The organism is Pseudomonas sp. SCT (assembly GCF_003864275.1).
Taxonomy (GTDB): domain Bacteria; phylum Pseudomonadota; class Gammaproteobacteria; order Pseudomonadales; family Pseudomonadaceae; genus Stutzerimonas; species Stutzerimonas stutzeri_AE.
The window spans coordinates 445,177-463,488 of the sequence record NZ_BDJA01000004.1 but is presented as its reverse complement, the minus strand read 5'-3'; the positions used below and the strand labels follow the sequence as shown (position 1 = coordinate 463,488).

The 18,312-nt window shown below is 64.3% G+C and carries 18 protein-coding genes; 9 read left to right on the top strand and 9 right to left on the bottom strand.

The window, feature by feature from the left end:
- Positions 1 to 7: 7 nt before the first annotated feature.
- The 3 genes from ectB to zwf all read right to left on the bottom strand — a co-directional run bounded on the left by ectB (position 8) and on the right by zwf (position 3,839).
- On the bottom strand, positions 8 to 1,285 hold the full coding sequence (gene ectB, locus BHD08_RS13305; protein ID WP_125022807.1) for a diaminobutyrate--2-oxoglutarate transaminase: 1,278 nt from the start codon (positions 1,283 to 1,285) through the stop codon (positions 8 to 10).
- The gene (ectA, locus tag BHD08_RS13300; protein ID WP_177412679.1) at positions 1,282 to 1,797 is read right to left on the bottom strand and encodes a diaminobutyrate acetyltransferase; all 516 of its coding nucleotides are present in this window, start codon (positions 1,795 to 1,797) and stop codon (positions 1,282 to 1,284) included. The genes ectB and ectA overlap by 4 nt, the downstream gene beginning before the upstream one ends.
- Before the next feature lie 617 nt (positions 1,798 to 2,414).
- On the bottom strand, positions 2,415 to 3,839 hold the full coding sequence (gene zwf / locus BHD08_RS13295; protein WP_218567509.1) for a glucose-6-phosphate dehydrogenase: 1,425 nt from the start codon (positions 3,837 to 3,839) through the stop codon (positions 2,415 to 2,417).
- 159 nt (positions 3,840 to 3,998) lie between these two features.
- Here zwf and hexR point away from each other — a divergent pair, with 159 nt between their 5' ends.
- A complete protein-coding gene (gene hexR, locus BHD08_RS13290) occupies positions 3,999 to 4,865 on the top strand; it encodes a transcriptional regulator HexR (protein ID WP_015278722.1) in 867 nt (288 codons plus the stop codon).
- Between the two features lie 101 nt (positions 4,866 to 4,966).
- Positions 4,967 to 5,179, top strand: coding sequence for a PA3496 family putative envelope integrity protein (locus BHD08_RS13285; RefSeq protein ID WP_015278721.1), 213 nt, complete (start codon positions 4,967 to 4,969; stop codon positions 5,177 to 5,179).
- On the opposite strand, the gene BHD08_RS13280 is transcribed toward BHD08_RS13285, so the two are convergent.
- On the bottom strand, positions 5,124 to 6,068 hold the full coding sequence (locus BHD08_RS13280; protein WP_177412678.1) for a LysR family transcriptional regulator: 945 nt from the start codon (positions 6,066 to 6,068) through the stop codon (positions 5,124 to 5,126). The genes BHD08_RS13285 and BHD08_RS13280 overlap by 56 nt on opposite strands.
- Before the next feature lie 254 nt (positions 6,069 to 6,322).
- On the opposite strand from BHD08_RS13280, the gene BHD08_RS13275 reads away from it, so the two are divergent.
- The 6 genes from BHD08_RS13275 to BHD08_RS13250 all read left to right on the top strand — a co-directional run bounded on the left by BHD08_RS13275 (position 6,323) and on the right by BHD08_RS13250 (position 12,710).
- A complete protein-coding gene (locus BHD08_RS13275; RefSeq protein ID WP_015278719.1) occupies positions 6,323 to 7,738 on the top strand; it encodes an acetyl-CoA carboxylase biotin carboxylase subunit in 1,416 nt (471 codons plus the stop codon).
- Between the two features lie 10 nt (positions 7,739 to 7,748).
- On the top strand, positions 7,749 to 9,557 hold the full coding sequence (oadA, locus tag BHD08_RS13270; RefSeq protein WP_125022799.1) for a sodium-extruding oxaloacetate decarboxylase subunit alpha: 1,809 nt from the start codon (positions 7,749 to 7,751) through the stop codon (positions 9,555 to 9,557).
- A gap of 196 nt (positions 9,558 to 9,753) precedes the next feature.
- Positions 9,754 to 10,695: a sodium-dependent bicarbonate transport family permease gene (locus tag BHD08_RS13265; protein ID WP_015278717.1), complete on the top strand. Its 942-nt coding sequence runs from the start codon at positions 9,754 to 9,756 to the stop codon at positions 10,693 to 10,695.
- Position 10,696: 1 nt separating this feature from the next.
- On the top strand, positions 10,697 to 10,999 hold the full coding sequence (locus BHD08_RS13260; RefSeq protein WP_015278716.1) for a DUF3240 family protein: 303 nt from the start codon (positions 10,697 to 10,699) through the stop codon (positions 10,997 to 10,999).
- Between the two features lie 64 nt (positions 11,000 to 11,063).
- Positions 11,064 to 11,972, top strand: a complete 909-nt coding sequence (glsB, locus tag BHD08_RS13255; protein ID WP_015278715.1) for a glutaminase B — start codon at positions 11,064 to 11,066, stop codon at positions 11,970 to 11,972.
- A 39-nt stretch (positions 11,973 to 12,011) separates the two neighbouring features.
- Positions 12,012 to 12,710: a carbonic anhydrase gene (locus tag BHD08_RS13250; protein WP_125022797.1), complete on the top strand. Its 699-nt coding sequence runs from the start codon at positions 12,012 to 12,014 to the stop codon at positions 12,708 to 12,710.
- 16 nt (positions 12,711 to 12,726) lie between these two features.
- Here BHD08_RS13250 and BHD08_RS13245 read toward each other — a convergent pair whose 3' ends face one another.
- The 3 genes from BHD08_RS13245 to BHD08_RS13235 form a co-directional block, all read right to left on the bottom strand.
- Positions 12,727 to 13,536 carry an ABC transporter substrate-binding protein gene (locus BHD08_RS13245; RefSeq protein ID WP_125022795.1) on the bottom strand — a complete coding sequence of 270 codons (810 nt, stop codon included), beginning with the start codon at positions 13,534 to 13,536 and terminating at the stop codon, positions 12,727 to 12,729.
- 127 nt (positions 13,537 to 13,663) lie between these two features.
- Entirely contained in the window at positions 13,664 to 14,647 is a 984-nt protein-coding gene (locus BHD08_RS13240; RefSeq protein WP_125022793.1) for an asparaginase, read from the bottom strand.
- Positions 14,648 to 14,749: 102 nt separating this feature from the next.
- Positions 14,750 to 16,168 carry a sodium:alanine symporter family protein gene (locus BHD08_RS13235; RefSeq protein WP_125022790.1) on the bottom strand — a complete coding sequence of 473 codons (1,419 nt, stop codon included), beginning with the start codon at positions 16,166 to 16,168 and terminating at the stop codon, positions 14,750 to 14,752.
- Positions 16,169 to 16,338: 170 nt separating this feature from the next.
- Between BHD08_RS13235 and BHD08_RS13230 the strand changes: the two genes are divergently transcribed.
- Positions 16,339 to 17,157 (top strand): helix-turn-helix transcriptional regulator, encoded by an 819-nt coding sequence (locus tag BHD08_RS13230; protein ID WP_125022788.1) that lies wholly within the window; start codon positions 16,339 to 16,341, stop codon positions 17,155 to 17,157.
- A 4-nt stretch (positions 17,158 to 17,161) separates the two neighbouring features.
- Here BHD08_RS13230 and BHD08_RS13225 read toward each other — a convergent pair whose 3' ends face one another.
- Both BHD08_RS13225 and BHD08_RS13220 read right to left on the bottom strand, forming a co-directional pair.
- On the bottom strand, positions 17,162 to 17,602 hold the full coding sequence (locus BHD08_RS13225) for a GNAT family N-acetyltransferase (protein ID WP_125022786.1): 441 nt from the start codon (positions 17,600 to 17,602) through the stop codon (positions 17,162 to 17,164).
- Positions 17,603 to 17,615: 13 nt separating this feature from the next.
- Positions 17,616 to 18,251 carry an FMN-binding negative transcriptional regulator gene (locus BHD08_RS13220; protein ID WP_125022784.1) on the bottom strand — a complete coding sequence of 212 codons (636 nt, stop codon included), beginning with the start codon at positions 18,249 to 18,251 and terminating at the stop codon, positions 17,616 to 17,618.
- Positions 18,252 to 18,312 lie beyond the last annotated feature (61 nt).

Genomic DNA, 18,312 nt, shown 5'->3' with positions numbered 1-18,312 from the left:
GAATACCTCAGGAAGCTTGGTTTTCGGTCTGCTCGCTCATCACGGCGGCGAAGGCCTTGTCGAGGATGGCGAGTGCGCGGTCGATCTGTTCTTCGCTGATGATCAGCGGGCAGAGGCACTTGACCACTTCGCTGTGGGCGCCGCTGGTCTCGATCACCAGGCCGTTCTCGAAGGCGTGGCGGCAGACCGCGGCGGCGATGTCGCCATCCGGGCAGCTGATGCCGATCATCATTCCGCGGCCCTTGAGGTACAGCGAATCCGGGCCGTGGCGACGGATGATGCGCTGCATGCCGTCGGCGATGCGCTTGCCCTTGGCCTTCACGCTGTTGGCGAACGCGTCGTTCTGCCAGAAGTGCTCGACGGCCGCGGCCGCGGTGACGAAGGCATGGTTGTTACCGCGGAAGGTGCCGTTGTGCTCGCCCGGCTTCCACTGGTCCAGCTCCTGGCGCAGCAGCACCATGGCGAAAGGCAGGCCGTAGCCGGACAGCGACTTGGACAGGGTGACGATGTCCGGCTGGATGCCCATTTCCTCGAAGCTGAAGAAGGTCCCGGTGCGGCCGCAACCGGCCTGGATGTCATCGACGATCAGCAGCATTTCGTGCTTGCGGCAGAGCTTCTCGAGCTTGCGCATCCACTCGGTCGACGCGGTGTTCAGACCGCCTTCACCCTGCACCACCTCGACGATCACCGCGGCCGGCTTGTCGATGCCGCTGGACGGGTCGGAGAGCAGCTTGTCCATCATGCCGATGGTGTTGGTCTTGTCGCCGAAGTAGTTGGCGTACGGCATGCGGCTGACGTCGGTGAGGCTGATGCCGGAGCCACCACGGTGATGCTGGTTGCCGGTCGCGGCCAGCGCGCCGATGCTGCAGCCGTGGAAGCCGTTGGTGAAGCTGATGATGTTGTTGCGCCCGGTGACCTTGCGCGCCAGCTTCATCGCCGCTTCCACCGCGTTGGTGCCGGTCGGGCCGGTGAACTGCATGCGGTAGTCGCCCATGCCGCGCGGCTCGAGGATCAGGCGGTTGAAGGTTTCGAGGAAACGCTCCTTGGCCGCGGTGTACATGTCCAGGCCGTGGGTGATGCCGTCGTTCTCGATGTACTCGAGCAGCGCCTGCTTGAGTACCGGGTGGTTGTGCCCGTAGTTGAGCGTGCCGGCACCGGCGAGGAAGTCGATGTAACGCTTGCCGTCCTGGGTGACCAGTTCGGCGCCCTGGGCCTGGTTGAAGACCACGGGGAAGGAACGGCAGTAGCTACGAACCTTGGATTCATTCAGTTCAAAAGTTTTCATGCGTGCTCCTTGAGCTCTTCTTCTAGATGGGAAACGGTGAACGGGCCGGCGCGGTAGAGCACCTCGTCCTCGTGCTGACCGCCAAAATGCGCGGCGCGGGAAAACAGCGTGCGCGTGGTGCAGTCAGCGTCGAGGCGGTCGAAGGCCCGCTTGAACAGCGCCTGGGATGCCGCGTTGTCCGGCGAGATGGTGGTTTCCATGAAGCGCACGTCGTGCTCACGGGCGACCCGAGCGGTCAGCGCCAGCAGCATGCGCAGGGCCAGGCCCTGACCGCGCATCGAACTGTCGACGGCGACCTGCCAGACGAACAGGGTGTCCGGACGGGAAGGGGGGCGGTAACCCGAGATGAAACCAACCAGTTCGCCCTGAGCGTTCTCCGCGGCGATGCCGGTATCGGCGAAATCCGAACACTGCAGCAGGTTGCAGTAGACCGAATTGGTATCGAGGGGCTGGCAGCGCGCCACCAGCTGATGCAGGTTGTAACCGTCGCCGTCGGTGGGGCGACGGAGCACTACGGTGGGGAAACTCAAAACAATGCCTTTGGGGTTGTTGATTGAATTCCTTTTTAGGGTAGGCATATCGCGGACATATTCTCAACCCGAACTTCCCAATATGCGAAGTGCGGAGGCGTGTATATATCGCTGCAGCCCGCGTGATAGCGGCGATGGCGAGGAGACTGTTTCAGTCTGTTTCTTTTTGCTGCATCGGAGTTGCTCTGATACTTGCCGGGCTTGCCCGGGAAGTTCGATGGCGGAGAATTGCAAAAGTTCTTCGATAAACGAGCTGATGCCGCTGGAGGCTGCATTCGTGCTGGGTTGCGCCTTCAGGCTGGCGCCGCGAATGTCCCGTCGGTACGAGCAGTCATTGGTAGATCGAGAGCGACGGAGTGCAGTGCTCTATATCGGTGAGTAATCGGCTCCTGAGCGCTGCTAATTACGCACGGTGCGCGGCCGATTATATTCAGGAGATATGTCGTGAATATGAAGGTCGATAATGACGCGGCAATGCTAGTTGCTCAGGCTAGTTGCCGCTGTCATATTCACCGGCTTTCGGAAAGTACCTATATCCGCTCTATCCCGCGTAATACGGGCGCTGTGGCGAAGTTGCGAGCGAGTTGCTCAGGCCGCCTTCACTGCCACCAGCGATGACCCTGCCGCTCGATGAACTGATGGGCCTGTTCCGGGCCGTCTTCGCCAGCGGGATACGGCCGCGGTTTGCGGTAGTAGCTGCCCCAGCCGCGCAGAATCGGGTCGACCCAATTCCAGGCCGCCTCAACCTCGTCGCGACGCATGAACAGGGTCGAATCGCCTTCGATCACATCCAGCAGCAGCCGCTCGTAGGCTTCCCAGCGCCGCGTGCTGCTGAAGGCATGCGCCAGGTTCAGGTCCAGCTCCACGGGCTCGAGCTGCATGCCCTTGCCTGGCGCCTTGGCCATTAGCTGCAGGCTGATGCTTTCTTCCGGTTGCAGACTGATCACCAGGCGATTCACTTCGCCCTTGCTGAACAGCAGATGTGGCACCTGCTTGAAGGTGATGATGATTTCCGAGCGCTTGCGCGCCATGCGCTTGCCGGTACGCAGGTAGAAGGGCACGCCGGCCCAGCGCCAGTTGTCGATCTCGGCCTTCACCGCGACGAAGGTTTCGGTGTCACTGTCGTTGTCGATGTTGGGCTCGAAGTAGTAGGCCTGCACGTCGTGGCCGCCGATGCGACCGGCGCCGTATTGGCCGCGCACGGTCTTGTCCAGCACGTCGTTGCCGGTGATCGGCTTGAGCGCTTCGAGCACCTTCACCTTCTCGCCACGGATGTGTTTGGCGTCGAAACGCACCGGCGCTTCCATCGCCACCAGGCAGAGCAGCTGCAAGAGGTGGTTCTGCAGCATGTCGCGCATGGCGCCGGCGTTGTCGTAGTAGCCGCCGCGGTTCTCCACGCCGAGGGTTTCGGCGACGGTGATCTGCACGTGGTCGATGTGCCCGGCGCGCCAGATCGGCTCGAACAGCGCGTTGGCGAAGCGCAGCGCCATGAGGTTCTGCACCGTCTCCTTGCCCAGGTAGTGGTCGATCCGATAGATGCGTGACTCGGGGAACACCGCACCGATCGCTTCGTTGATCTCCAGCGCCGAATCCAGCGAGTGGCCGATGGGTTTCTCCAGCACGATGCGCGCATCGTCGCCGGCCAGGCCGGCGCTCTGGAGATTGACGGCGATCGGCTCGAACAGATCCGGCGCGGTCGCCAGGTAGTACACCCGGACACGACCTTCAGCCTGGCCGAGGTGCTGGGCCAGGCGCACGTAGTCGCCGCGCTGGGAGGCGTCCATGGCGAAATAGTCGAGGCGTTGGGCGAAGGCCTGCCAGGTGTCCGGGCTGAAGTCGGCACGAGCGACCTGGGCGCGGCAGTGGCGTTCGGCCAGGGCCAGGTAGCCGTCGCGATCGAGCTTCTTGCGCGCCAGGGCGAGGATGCGCACGTCGGCGTGCAGGCGACCGTCGCGGTGCAGGTGGTAGAGCGCCGGCAGCAGTTTGTGCAGAGTCAGGTCACCGGTTCCGCCGAACACGAGCATGTCACAGGAAATCGACACAGAAGCACTCCTAGAGGCCAAAAAATGGGCGGCATGGCGAGGCTTGTAGTATAACTACCGCCCCACTACAACCCGCTGACGACCGAGCGGCGCCTGTCGCGCCTGAATCGGCCCTCAGAGTGAGCATAGCGAGTCCGCAACGTGAATCTGCTGCAACACATCGCCCAGTCGAGAAGCCTGCTACGGAAGTCGGAGTTGAAGGTGGCCGACCATGTCCTGCTCGATCCGGCGTCGGTGATGCACAGTTCCATGGCTGACCTGGCCCATGTGGTCGGGGTCAGCGAGCCGACCATCGTGCGCTTCTGCCGCGCCATCGGTTGTCTGGGATTCCAGGATCTGAAACTCAAGCTGGCGCAAAGCCTGGCTGCCGGTGCCAGTTTCGGTCAGTTCGCCATCAGCGAGAACGACTCGGTGGCCGACTTTGCATTGAAGATCTTCGACACCACCCTGCACACGCTGATGGAAGTGCGCGAGCGGCTCGACCCCGAAGCGCTGCAGCGCGCCATTGCGGCGATGGCCAAGGCCGAGCGCGTCGAGTTCTACGGCTTCGGCGCCTCCGGCGCGGTGGCCACCGATGCCCAGCACAAGTTCTTCCGCCTGCTGCTGTCGGCTGCCGCCTATTCCGATCCGCACATGCAGGCCATGTCGGCGGTGACGCTCAAGCCCACCGATGTGGCGATCTGCATCTCGCAGTCGGGGCGCTCGAAGGATCTGCTGATCACCGCCAACGTGGTGCGTGAGTCCGGTGCGACGCTGATCACCCTCTGCCCGAGCCAGACACCGCTGGCCGAGCTGGCCACCATCAACCTGGCCATCGATGTGCAGGAAGACACCGAGATCTACACCCCGCTGACCTCGCGTATCGCCCATCTGGTGGTGATCGACGTGCTGGCGATGGGTGTCGCGATGGCGCGCGGGCCGAGCCTGGTCAACCACCTCAAGAGCGTGAAGCGCAGCCTGCGCAGCCTTCGTCTGTCGCCGCAGAAGGTCAAGTCGCACGACGACTGAGCGGTGCCGCGCTTTTTCATCGGCGCGTCATGGCGCTGACTTCAGGTTGTCATTCCTGGCGTCGATGCTGATCTCCCGTTACCTGTTCTGGGAGATCACTCATGCTCCGGCACACCGACGACACCAGCCAGCTCGACAGCAAGTCCCGCCGCAAACAGCAGGATGAGCGCCGCATGCGGTTTCGCCGCGCCATCGAGAGCTATACCGAGCAACGCCAGCTGCATGCCGAGCTGAACGACTACGCCGATGCGCTGGTGCTCAGCTCGTTGCGGCAGTCGTCGGCGAGCCGGCGAAGCGCTCCGCCAGCACACTGATCTGCGCGCGCTCTTCACGGAGGAAGGCGAAGAACGCCTGAGCCACCGGGCTCAGGCGTTTGCTGCGCGGATGCACCACGCACCAGCTGCGATACAGCGGCAGCTCCGCCACCGGCAGCTCGCGCAACAGCCCGCTGGCCAGTTCGAGGTGCACGGCGTGCCGCGGCAGCAGTGCCAGGCCAAGGCCTGCCACCACGCACTCACGCAGCGCGTCCAGCGACGCGACCTGGATGGTCTGGGCGAAATGCGCGCGCTTCTGGCGCAGATAGTCTTCGCCGGCCCGCCGTGTGCCTGAGCCAGGCTCGCGCACCAGCAGCGGATAGCCGGTGAGGTCCTGCAGGGAAAGCGTGGCTGCGTGGCACAGCGGATGTCCGGGTGGCGCCACGGCGATGATCGGGTTGTTCAGAAAGGGCATGAACTCCAGATCCATGTCGGTGGGCACCTGGGACATGATCAGCAGGTCGTCACGGCTGACCGACAGGCGCTTGACCGCCTGAGCATGGTTCACCACCACCAGTTGCAGGCTGACCTCCGGGTGCAGGCGCTTGAAGGCGGCGAACAGATGCGGCGTGATGTACTTGGCGCTGGACTCCACGGCAAGGTTGAGCTGGCCCTGCAGCGAACCCTGCAGATCCGACAGCTGCATGTCGAGGCTGTCCAGCCGGCCGAAGATATCGGTGCTGGCGCGCTGCAGCGCGTCGGCGGCATCGGTGAGGTAGAGCTTCTTGCCGACGTACTCGAACAGCGGTTGCCCAACCAGTTCTTCCAGCTGTCTGATCTGCAGGCTGACGGCGGGCTGGGTCAGCGCCATTTCTTCGGCGGCGCGACTGTAGGAGAGCGTCTCACAGACGGCGCGGAATACCTGAAGCTGGCGCAATGTCATGCGCATCAGTGATTTTCGCATCACGTTCTCTGCTTTTTATTGAATTTCGAAGCTGCATGCGGTCGCTACGGGAGCGTTGACCGTTCGGCCAGGAAAAGGCTTGTGTGCCGCTATGTATAAGTAATTACTTATTATCAGGCAAACAATTATTCATTTTCAGTAATCACCCCGTGGGGCGTAGGGTGAAGTGGCTCGTTGCAAATGCGAGTGATCATGACCCGCACGCGGGTTGCCTGCTCAACGATCCGAGGGAAGACAGCGTGATCAAGAAGCTGCTGATCGCCAACCGCGGGGAAATCGCGGTGCGCATCGTTCGCGCCTGTGCCGAAATGGGTGTCCGCTCGGTGGCGGTATTTTCCGAAGCCGACCGCCATGCCCTGCATGTCAAACGTGCCGATGAGGCACATTTCATCGGCGAGGACCCGCTGGCCGGTTACCTGAACCCGCGCAAGCTGGTGAACCTGGCGGTGGAAACCGGCTGTGATGCACTGCATCCCGGCTACGGTTTCCTCTCCGAAAACGCCGAACTGGCAGATATCTGCGCCGAACGTGGAATCAAGTTCGTCGGTCCTTCGGCAGAAGTCATCCGCCGCATGGGCGACAAGACCGAAGCGCGGCGCAGCATGATCAAGGCCGGCGTGCCGGTCACGCCTGGCACCGAAGGCAACGTCAGGGACCTCGCCGAGGCGTTGCGCGAAGCCGAGCGCATCGGCTATCCGGTGATGCTCAAGGCCACCTCGGGCGGCGGCGGTCGTGGTATTCGCCGCTGCAACTCGCAGGCGGAGCTGGAATCGGCCTACCCGCGAGTCATTTCCGAGGCGACCAAGGCCTTCGGCAGCGCCGAAGTGTTCCTGGAAAAGTGCATCGTCGAGCCCAAGCATATCGAGGCGCAGATCCTCGCCGACTCGTTCGGCAACACCGTGCACCTGTTCGAGCGTGACTGCTCGATCCAGCGGCGCAACCAGAAGCTCATCGAGATCGCCCCCAGCCCGCAGCTGACCCCCGAACAGCGCGCCTACATCGGCGATCTGGCGGTGCGCGCGGCCAAGGCGGTGGGCTACGAGAACGCCGGCACCGTGGAGTTCCTGCTCGCCGATGGCGAGGTGTACTTCATGGAGATGAACACCCGGGTGCAGGTGGAGCACACCATCACCGAGGAAATCACCGGCATCGACATCGTCCGCGAGCAGATCCGCATCGCTTCCGGCCAGCCGCTGTCGGTCAAGCAGGAAGACATCCAGCATCGCGGCTTCTCCCTGCAGTTCCGCATCAATGCCGAGGACCCGCGCAACAACTTCCTGCCCTGCTTCGGCAAGATCACCCGCTACTACGCCCCCGGCGGCCCCGGCGTGCGCACCGACACGGCGATCTACACCGGCTACACCATTCCGCCGTACTACGACTCGATGTGCCTGAAGCTGGTGGTCTGGGCGCTGACCTGGGAGGAGGCGCTGGCCCGCGGCTCACGCGCGCTGGACGACATGCGCGTGCAGGGCGTGAAGACCACCGCCACCTACTACCAGCAGATTCTCGCCAACCCGGATTTCCGCAGCGGCCAGTTCAACACCAGCTTCGTCGACAACCATCCGGAACTGCTGAACTACTCGATCAAACGCAAGCCGGGCGAACTGGCCCTGGCCATCGCCGCCGCCATCGCTGCCCACGCAGGCCTGTGAGGAACGCATCATGACTGCCCAGAAGAAAATCACCGTTACCGACACCATCCTGCGTGACGCCCACCAGTCCCTGCTGGCCACCCGCATGCGTACCGAAGACATGCTGCCGATCTGCGACAAGCTCGACCGCGTCGGCTACTGGTCGCTGGAAGTCTGGGGCGGCGCCACCTTCGACGCCTGTGTACGCTTTCTCAAGGAAGATCCCTGGGAGCGTCTGCGCCAGCTCAAGGCCGCACTGCCCAATACCCGCCTGCAGATGCTGCTGCGCGGGCAGAACCTGCTGGGCTACCGTCACTACAGCGATGATGTGGTTGAAGCCTTCGTCGCCAAGGCGGCGGCGAATGGCATCGACGTGTTCCGCATCTTCGATGCGATGAACGATGTGCGTAACCTGGAAACTGCGATCCGTGCGGTGAAGAAAAGCGGCAAGCACGCCCAGGGCACCATTGCCTACACCACCAGCCCGGTACACACCGTCGAGCTGTTCGTCGAGCAGGCGCGGGCCATGCGCGACATGGGCGTCGACTCCATCGCGATCAAGGACATGGCCGGCCTGCTGACCCCGTTCGCCACCGGCGATCTGGTCCGTGCACTGAAGGCCGAGATCGATCTGCCGGTGTTCATTCATTCCCACGACACCGCCGGTGTCGCCAGCATGTGTCAGCTCAAGGCCATCGAGAACGGCGCCGACCATATCGACACCGCCATTTCCTCCATGGCCTGGGGCACCAGCCATCCTGGCACCGAGTCGATGGTCGCCGCGCTACGCGGTACGCCCTACGACACGGGCCTGGACCTTGAGTTGCTGCAGGAGATCGGCCTGTACTTCTATGCCGTGCGCAAGAAGTACCACCAGTTCGAAAGCGAATTCACCGGCGTCGACACTCGCGTGCAGGTCAACCAGGTGCCGGGCGGGATGATTTCCAATCTCGCCAACCAGCTCAAGGAGCAAGGCGCGCTGCACCGCATGGACGAAGTGCTGGCGGAGATTCCCAAGGTGCGCAAGGACCTCGGCTACCCGCCGCTGGTTACGCCGACTTCGCAGATCGTCGGCACCCAGGCGTTCTTCAACGTGCTCGCCGGCGAGCGCTACAAGACCATCACCACCGAGGTGAAGTACTACCTGCAGGGCCGTTACGGCAAGGCGCCGGCCGCGGTCAGCGAGCACCTGCGCTTCCAGGCCATCGGCAGTGAGGAAGTGATCGAATGCCGTCCGGCTGATCTGATCGCGCCCGAGCTGGACAAGCTGCGCAACGAGGTTGGCGCGCTGGCCAAGAATGAAGAGGACGTACTGACCTACGCGATGTTCCCGGACATCGGGCGCAAATTCCTCGAGGAGCGTGAAGCCGGTACGCTGCAACCCGAGGTGCTGTTGCCGATTCCCGGCACCGCCGCGGCGCCGGCTCAGGGTGGTGTGCCCACCGAGTTCGTCATCGATGTCCATGGTGAAACCTATCGGGTCGACATCACCGGTGTCGGCGTCAAGGCCGAGGGCAAGCGACACTTCTACCTGTCCATCGACGGTATGCCGGAAGAGGTGGTCTTCGAGCCACTCAACGCCTTCGTCGGTGGCGGCGGCAGTCAGCGCAAGCAGGCCAGTGCGCCCGGTGATGTGAGCACCACCATGCCGGGCAACGTGGTCGATGTGCTGGTCGCCGTTGGCGATCAGGTGAAGGCCGGGCAGACGGTGCTGGTCAGCGAGGCGATGAAGATGGAAACCGAAATCCAGGCACCGATCGCCGGCACGGTGAAGGCGATTCACGTCGCCAAAGGTGACCGGGTGAACCCGGGAGAAGTCTTGATAGAGATCGAGGCCTGAATGAAGGGTTGCCTGGCGTTGCGATCACGCCAGGTCAGGGCTGATCCGGGCCATCGAGCCGCGCCGTGCGAGCCGCACGGCGCGACGAGCTGATCGGCGCTGGCAGCAGGTCCCCTTTGGGAGCCCGGGTGGCTCCTTTTTTTCGAGCCAATGTCTACCAGGGAGCGGTTCAATTTCCGAGCTGTGGAGAATGTAGATGGGTATCGACCCGGTAGTGCTGTTCTTCGTCTTCGGCCTGTTCGCCGGGCTGGTGAAGAGCGAGTTGAAATTGCCCCCGGCGCTCTACGAGACGCTGTCTATCGTGCTCTTGCTGGCCATCGGTCTGCACGGCGGGGTGGAACTCGCCGAGCAGGCCAGTGCCGCGTTGCTCGGCCAGTCGCTGCTGGTGCTGGCGCTCGGTGTGCTGTTGCCGATCCTGGCCTTCGTCCTGCTGCGCGGCCTGCGCTTCGACCGGGTCAACGCAGCGGCGGTAGCCGCGCACTATGGTTCGGTGAGTGCCGGTACCTTCGCGGTGGTAGTGGCCTATCTGGCTGCGCGGGAGATCTTCTTCGAGAGCTATATGCCGCTGTTCGTGGCGATCCTCGAAATCCCGGCGATCCTGGTCGGCATCCTGCTGGCCAAGGGCGTCTCGCGCGAAACCGACTGGAAGGAGCTGGGCCGCGAAATCTTCCTTGGCAAGAGCATCATGCTGCTGCTGGGTGGCCTGCTGATCGGCGCGATTGCCGGCAAGGAGGCGATCAAGCCGCTCGAACCCCTGTACACCAGCATGTTCAAACCGGTGCTGGCGTTCTTCCTGCTGGAGATGGGCCTGATCGCTTCTGGCCAGCTGGGTTCGCTCAAGCGTTACGGCATCAAGCTCGCCGCTTTCGCCCTGATCATGCCGCTGATCGGCGCGCTGATCGGTGCCATGCTGGCGCGCTTCATGGGCCTGTCGCTCGGCGGTACGGCGATGCTCGCCACCCTGGCGGCGAGTGCGTCCTACATCGCGGTGCCGGCGGCTATGCGTCTGGCGGTGCCGGAGGCCAATCCGTCTCTGTCGCTGACTGCTTCGCTGGGCATCACCTTTCCGTTCAACATCCTGATCGGCATACCGCTCTACCTGGCCCTGGCCGAGCGGCTGATCGCCTGGGGGTTCTGAGATGAACGCGCACAATCGAACGCTGCTGACCGTGATCTGCGAAGCCGCGCTGGAACACAAACTGGTCGCCGACCTGAAAACCCTTGGCGCGCCCGGCTGGACGCTGTCGGATGCCCGCGGTAGCGGCAGCCGCGGCGTGCGCAGTGCAGGCTGGGACACCGACGGCAATATCCGCGTGGAGGTGATCTGCAGCCGCGAGATCGCCGAGCGCATTGCCGAGCACCTGCAGGCCCGCTACTACGAACATTTCGCCATGGTCTGCTACCTCGCCGAGGTTGCCGTTTTGCGCCCCGAGAAGTTCTGAATCGTCTGTGATGCCCCTCGAACGGCGGACGTCCACCTTCGACCCAGGACCGATGGAGCTGCCGATGCAAGCCCTGCTGCAGGAGATTCTCGACGAGGTGCGCCCGCTGCTCGGGCAGGGGCGCGTGGCCAGTTACATCCCGGCGCTGGCGGACGTCCCGGCCGAGCAGCTCGGTATCGCCGTGTGCAGTGCCGATGGCGAAGTGTTCGAGGCCGGCGACGCGCAAACGCCGTTCTCGATCCAGAGCATTTCCAAGGTCTTCAGCCTGGTGCAGGCCATCGGACACCGCGGTGAATCACTGTGGGAACGCCTCGGCCACGAGCCGTCCGGCCAGCCGTTCAATTCGCTGGTGCAGCTTGAGTTCGAGCGCGGCCGGCCGCGCAATCCGTTCATCAACGCCGGTGCGCTGGTGATCTGCGACGTCAATCAGTCGCGCTTCGCCACCCCTGAGCTGTCGATGCGCGATTTCGTCCGGCATCTGTCCGGCAACCGGCAGATCGTCTCGGACACGCGCGTTGCCGAGTCCGAATACCAGCACCGTGCACGCAACGCCGCCATGGCTTACCTGATGCAGGCCTTCGGCAATTTCCACAACGATGTGGAGGCAGTGCTGCGCAGCTACTTTCATCATTGTGCGCTGCGCATGAACTGCATCGACCTGGCCCGGGCCTTCGCCTTCCTCGCCCGCGAGGGCAGCTGCCCGCAGAGCGGTGAGGTGATCCTGGCGCCGCGTCAGGCCAAGCAGGTCAATGCCATCATGGCCACCAGCGGTCTGTACGACGAGGCCGGCAACTTTGCCTACCGCGTCGGCCTGCCCGGCAAGAGCGGCGTTGGTGGCGGCATCGTTGCGGTGGTGCCGGGGCGCTTCACCGTTTGCGTGTGGTCGCCGGAGCTGAACGCTGCCGGCAATTCGCTGATCGGCATGGCCGCGCTCGAGGCGCTGTCGCAGCGCATCGGCTGGTCGGTGTTCTGATGCGCCGCAACCCGTTAACCCTATGGAGAGAACCGAGCAATGAATGACGACAGGAGGAGCGAAACCGCTCAGGAGGCCCTGGAGCAGATCGTTTCCGGAGTCCGGCGGTTTCGTGAAGAGGTCTACCCCGAGCAGCGCGAGCTGTTCAAGAAGCTCGCCCACGAACAGACGCCCAGGGCCATGTTCATTACCTGTGCCGATTCACGGATCATCCCCGAGCTGATCACCCAGAGTTCGCCTGGCGACCTGTTCGTCACGCGCAATGTCGGCAATGTGGTGCCGCCCTACGGGCAGATGAACGGCGGTGTTTCGACGGCCATCGAGTTCGCCGTGATGGCCCTCGGCGTGCAGCACATCATTGTCTGTGGCCATTCCGATTGCGGCGCGATGAAGGCCGTGCTCAACCCCGCCGAGCTGAAGCGCATGCCGACCGTGAAGGCCTGGCTGCGCCATGCCGAGGTGGCGAAGATCGTCGTCGAGCAGAACTGTGGCTGCGCCAACCACAACACCCTCGGCATCCTCACCGCGGAGAACGTGGTGGCCCAGCTCGATCATCTGCGCACCCATCCGTCAGTAGCGGCGCGGCTGGCCAGTGGTCAGCTGTTCATCCACGGCTGGCTGTACGACATCGAAACCAGCGCCATCCGTGCCTACGATGCCGAGCGTGGCGAATGGCGCGTGATCGGCGACGGTCCGTTGCCAATGGCCACGCCGCGGCCGCGCTACCAGCAGAGCTGAGGCGCAGCCGTAGGCCTCAGCGGCTGCCGGCGAGGGTTTTGCTGCGGTTCTGGATCAGGTAACACAGATCCGGTGTCTTGCTGCAACCGGCGTAGCCCTCGGCAATCACTTCGTCGAGGGCGTTCTGCAGGCGGCTGACGACCTCCTCCGGGGTGTCGGGACTGAGCGCCAGGTACATGGGCTCGCTGCGATAGCTCAGCACCACCTGCAGCTGGCTTTCATCGACGCCCTGCTGCTGGGCGTAATAGCGCCATACCGGATCGGCCACCGCCCACAGGTCGATGCGTCCGGTCAGCAGTTTGCGCAGGTTCTCCGCGTCGTTGAGGCTGTTGCTGGTGGTGATGCCCTGGCTTTCCAGGTGCAGGCTGACGCTGCCATTGGCGTGGCCGCCGATCTGGTAGCCCTGGGCCTGCGCCAGGCTGTCGAACTTCAGACCCTTGCCGGCCGGCGCCAGCAGCACGCTGTCATGGTGCGCCAGCGGGCCGACCCACTTGAACAGTCCGGCGTTCTGCGGCGTTCGCGCCACCGAGAACAGGCCGTGGGCGGACTGCTGGCGGGTCTGCTCGTAGAGCCGGTTCCACGGGCCGCGCAGGGTCAGGTTGTAGGCGATGCCGGCACGGCGAAAGATGTCGCGCACGGTATCGGCATCGATCCCCTGCACGTCGTCGCCACGGGCGAAACTCTTGCTGTTGGGACCCATGTTGAAGGGCGGGAAGGTATCGGTCTGCAGGGTGATTGCGTAATTGGCGGGCAGCTCGGCCTGGGCGGCGAACGCAGCGCTGATGAGCAGGGCGAACAGCGCCCCGGCAGTTCGGGATCTGGCCATGGCATCGGCTCCTTGACGCTTTTTTATTTGTTGTTGGCGCGAGCAAGGTTAGCGGTGCCGGGCCACTCCCGCCACCCGGCAGCACCCGCGCTGCGCGGCAGCGCGCATTCTGCAGTGGCGGTGGTTGTCAGTCGGCCATTTCGCCGCAAAGGTCACGGCAGAACCAGTGCTCGATCTGAGCCTGGTCGAGACCGGCGCCGAGCAGGGCGAAGAGCTTGCCCAGCGCCGCTTCGCGGGTCATGCCGCCGCCCGAGATCAGGCCGGCATCGCGCAGGCCACTGCCGGTGGCGTACACCCCGAAATCGACGTGGCCGCCCGGGCACTGGCTGATTGCCGCCAGCACCACGCCCTGTCCGTGCGCCGTGCGCAGCGCTTCGACGAAGTCGGCGTCACCGGCCGGACCGGTACCGCTGCCATAGCACTCGAGCAGCAGCGCCTGGGCACCACTGGCGACCAGCGCGCGGACCTGCGCAGCGCCGACGCCGGGATACAACGGCAGCACCACGACCTGCGCCAGCTGCTGCGGCAGCAGCAAGGGCGGGCGTTCGCCGACCACTGCGGCTGAGCGTTTGCGCGGCGCTTCGGCAAAGGCATCGAAGGCGTCGCTGCGCAGTTTGCTGACCCGCGCGCCGTGCAGCAGCACGTCATTGAAGAACAGACGCACGCCCTCAACGCGACCCGCCTGCAATGCGCGCATGGCGCCGAACAGGTTGGGCCAGGCATCGCTGCCCTCGCTGCCGGCCGGCAGCATGGCGCCAGTCAGCAGTACCGGTACTTCCAGATCGAGTAGCAGGAACGACAAGGCCGCGCTGCTGTAAGCCAGGGTGTCGGTGCCGTGCAGCAGCAGGACCGCGTCGCAACTGCCTTCAGTGACGGCCTCGCGAATGGTCCGTGCCATCTGCAGCCAGTGGCGCGGCTGCATGTCGGCGCTATCGAGCAGCGGCTGCAGTTCCTGAAACGTCCAGTTCGGCAGCGGCCCCGGCTCGCGGACCTGCTGCTCGCGCATGCGGGCTTCGAAGCCGGAGGCTGGCATCAGTCCGGCGGCGCTCTGTTGCATGCCGATGGTGCCGCCGGTGTAGAGCACCAGCAGGCGTTCGATTGATTGGTTCACACGCGCTCCTCGCTCGTTCGGCGCAGGCCATCAGGAAAACAGGCGGATGGGGCCAGCCCCGTGCGCAGTTGCGCAGAGGGCTGGCCGGTCGCGTCGGAGCGTTTAGCGGCGCTCGGTCTCTGGCGTGGCGGGCATGTTCGCCTTCCACACGGCCGGGTCGAGATCCAGGTCGGCGAAGTCTTTCGGGTCGAGCACGGGTTGCTCGATACCGGCGCGGATCTGCCGATCATAGTCGCGCATCAGGCGCAGGCCGACCTTGAACAGCAGGGCCACGGCGATCAGGTTGGCAATCGCCAGCAGGCCCATGGTCACGTCGGCGAAGGCGAACACGGTGCCCAGGTCCTGCACTGAACCCCAGAGCACGAGGATCACCACGAGAATGCGATAGATCACCACCGGCATGCGCTTCTCGGTGAAGAAGCCCAGCGCGTTCTCGCCCAGGTAGTAGTTGTAGATCAGTGTGGTGAACACGAACAGCAGGAGCGCGACGCTGACGAACACCCGGCCCCACTCGCCGACGACGGCGGCCATGGCGTTCTGGGTCAGCACCACGCCGGCCTGGTCCATACCCGGCTCGTAGACACCGGAGAGCAGGATGATCAGCGCGGTGCAGCTGCACAGGATGATGGTGTCGATGAACACCGAGAGCGACTGCACGATGCCCTGCGCCACCGGATGCTTGACCTCGGCAACCGCAGCGACGTTGGGCGCGCTGCCCAGGCCCGCCTCGTTGGAGAACAGGCCGCGCTTGACGCCCATCAGGATCGCCGCGCCGATGCCGCCGGCGAACGCCTGCTCCAGACCGAAGGCACTACGGAAGATCAGGCCGAAGGTTTCCGGAATCGCGCTGAAATTGCTGCCGATGACGAACAGCGCCATGGCCAGGTAGGAGAACGCCATGACGGGTACCAGCACGTCCGCCCACTTGGCGATACGGCGGATGCCGCCGAAGATGATGCCGGCGATCACCACGGTCAGCGCGATGCCGCTGGCCACGGTCGGCACGCCGAAGGTGTCATGCAGCGAGCTGGCGACGGTGAACGACTGCACGGCGTTGAAGCCGAAGCCGAAGGTCATCAGCAGCAGGATCGAGACCACGATGCCCAACCAGCGCTGACCGAGGCCATGCTGGATGTAGAACGCCGGGCCGCCGCGGTAGGTGCCGTCCGGCTCGCGACGCTTGTACAGCTGCGCCAGCGAACACTCGAAGTAGCTGGTCGCCATACCCACCAGCGCCACCACCCACATCCAGAAGATCGCGCCCGGGCCACCGAGCATGATCGCCACCGAGACGCCGGCGATATTACCGGCACCGACCCGGCCAGCGACCGAGAGCATCAGCGCCTGGAAGGAAGAGAGTTGTCCCGGCTGACGCTCGAAGGCGTGGCCGAAGATCGTGAACATGTTGCCGAAATAGCGGAACTGGACGAAGCCGGAGCGAATCGTGAAGAGCAGACCGAGGCCGATCAGCATGACGATCAGCAGCTTGCTCCAAATGAGGTCATTCAGAAGGTCGAGCATGGCAATGTTCACCTTGTTGTCGTTGTTAGGGTGCCGGCGCGCGCCGCTGCGCCGTGCAAGCGGGGGATGTTTCAACAGTAGCGGCGGTAGGACAATTTCGCAGGTGGCCGCGATGTGGCGCGACCTGATGCTAGAATGGCGGCACTCGCGCCAAACTTCAGGGCATCCCTGTGACTTCCCATCTCGCCGAAAACCTCAAGTTGCTCTGCAGTCACTACCGCTCGATTGCCGAGGTGTGTCGCAAGCTGGCCATCAATCGAGCGCAATTCAACAAGTACCTGGGCGGGCAGAGCCGCCCGACACCGTTCAATCTCAAGCGCATCGGCGATTTCTTCGGCGTCGAAGGCTACGAGCTGGAGATGCCGCCGGAACAGTTCGCCCGGCTGGTCGGCGCCCGTCATCCGGAAGCCCAGGCGCAGCCGCGAACCGACCCGCTGCTGGCGCTGCTGCAGCCACTGCGCGAGCACGCCACCAGCCTGTCGCGCTACTGCGGTTACTACTTCGAATACGCCAACTGCATGTCGGTACCGGGCAGCATCCTGCTGTCGCTGGTACACCTGCGCGAGGAGAACGGCCTGTACCTGTTCGAGCGCCAGGAGCGCCAGGAACGCGCCAGTCCGACCCTCGGCGACGCCGAGGACTGGGTGCGCTGCCGCTATCTGGGTGCCGCGTTCGGCCTGCAGGACCGACTGTTCCTGATCGACTACGAATCGCTGACGCTCAACGAGATGAGCCAGACCATCCTCATTCCCAGCTTCAAGAGCCGCATCACCCGGCTCAACGGCCTGAAGACCGGCGTCTCCTCGGGCGACCGCCGCACGCCGGCGTGCACCTCGGTGGTGTGGGAATACCTGGGTCGCGAGATCAACCGGGTCAGCGCCTATCGCCAGGTGATGCTCTACAGCCCGGACGACCCGCGCATCGACCTGGACATCCGCGAGCGCCTGTCGACGCCGCATGTGGAGAACGGGCTGTTCGGCATCGAGTGAAGGCTCAGAGGATCTTGCGGTACTGGATGAAGCCCGAGCGTTCGGCGATGCGGTCGTAGAGCATACGCCCCGTATAGTTGGTCTCCTGGGTCAGCCAGTGGACGCGCGAGGCACCAGCGGCTGCGGCCTCGGCGTAGACGTGCTCGATCAGCGCCCGACCGATGCCTTTGCCGCGGGTGCCCTCGGCCACGTAGAGATCCTGCAGGTAGCAGTAGTCACCGCGGGTCCAGCAGCTGCGATGGAAGATCCAGTGCACCAGGCCGATGGCGTGGTCTTCATGCCAGGCCAGTGCAGCATGCATAGGCTCGGCTGGATCGAGAAAGCGTTGCCAGGTGAGGTCGCTGGTCTGCTCCGCAATCGCAGCGGCGTAGAAGCGTTGGTAGTTCTGCCAGAGTTCTCTCCAGACAGCGTGGTCGGCAGCGGTGATAGGGCGGATGTCACTCACGGTGCATTCCTCTTCAGTCGGTGATGGGCATGCGCGCGGCCAGGGCCTGGTCGCGTGGATCGAGCGAGGCGGCCAGACCCTGGCGAACCCCGGCCTGGTCCGCCGGCGAGCGGTTCTGCCCGAGCTTCCACTTGCCCTTCAGCCGGCGAATCGGCAGGGCGAAGCCGACGATGGCGCGCAGCATGGCGTCCAGGTAGTCGTCTGGTGCATCGCTTACGGCCCAGGGCTGTGGGCGGCTGGCTTCATGCTGATCGCTGAGGCGGCTGACGATCTGCAGCAGGCTGTCGCGGTCGTCGATCAGCCGCACTGGGCCGCGGGCATGCACGGCGATGTAGTTCCAAGTCGGTACGACCTTGCCGTGCTCTGCTTTGGCCGGATACCAGCTGGGGCTGACGTAGGCGTCAGGGCCGCTGAACACGGCTAGCGCTTCGCAGCCGTCCGGCAGCTCGCGCCAATGCGGATTGGCCTTGGCGAAGTGCCCGTAGAGCGTGCCGAACTCGCCTTCGTCCGGTTCCAGCAGCAGCAGCGGCAGGTGGCTGGCGAGGACACCGTCCGCTCCTGCGCTGGTGAGCAGGGCGAACGGCGTGGCGCGCATCTGACGATGCAGTTCATCACGATCATCCTGGCGAAAGGCGGCGGACAGGTACATGGCGACAGTCTCTGGCGTGGTGGCGTCATGCTAGGCAGGATATTGGCCCGCTGTAAGATCC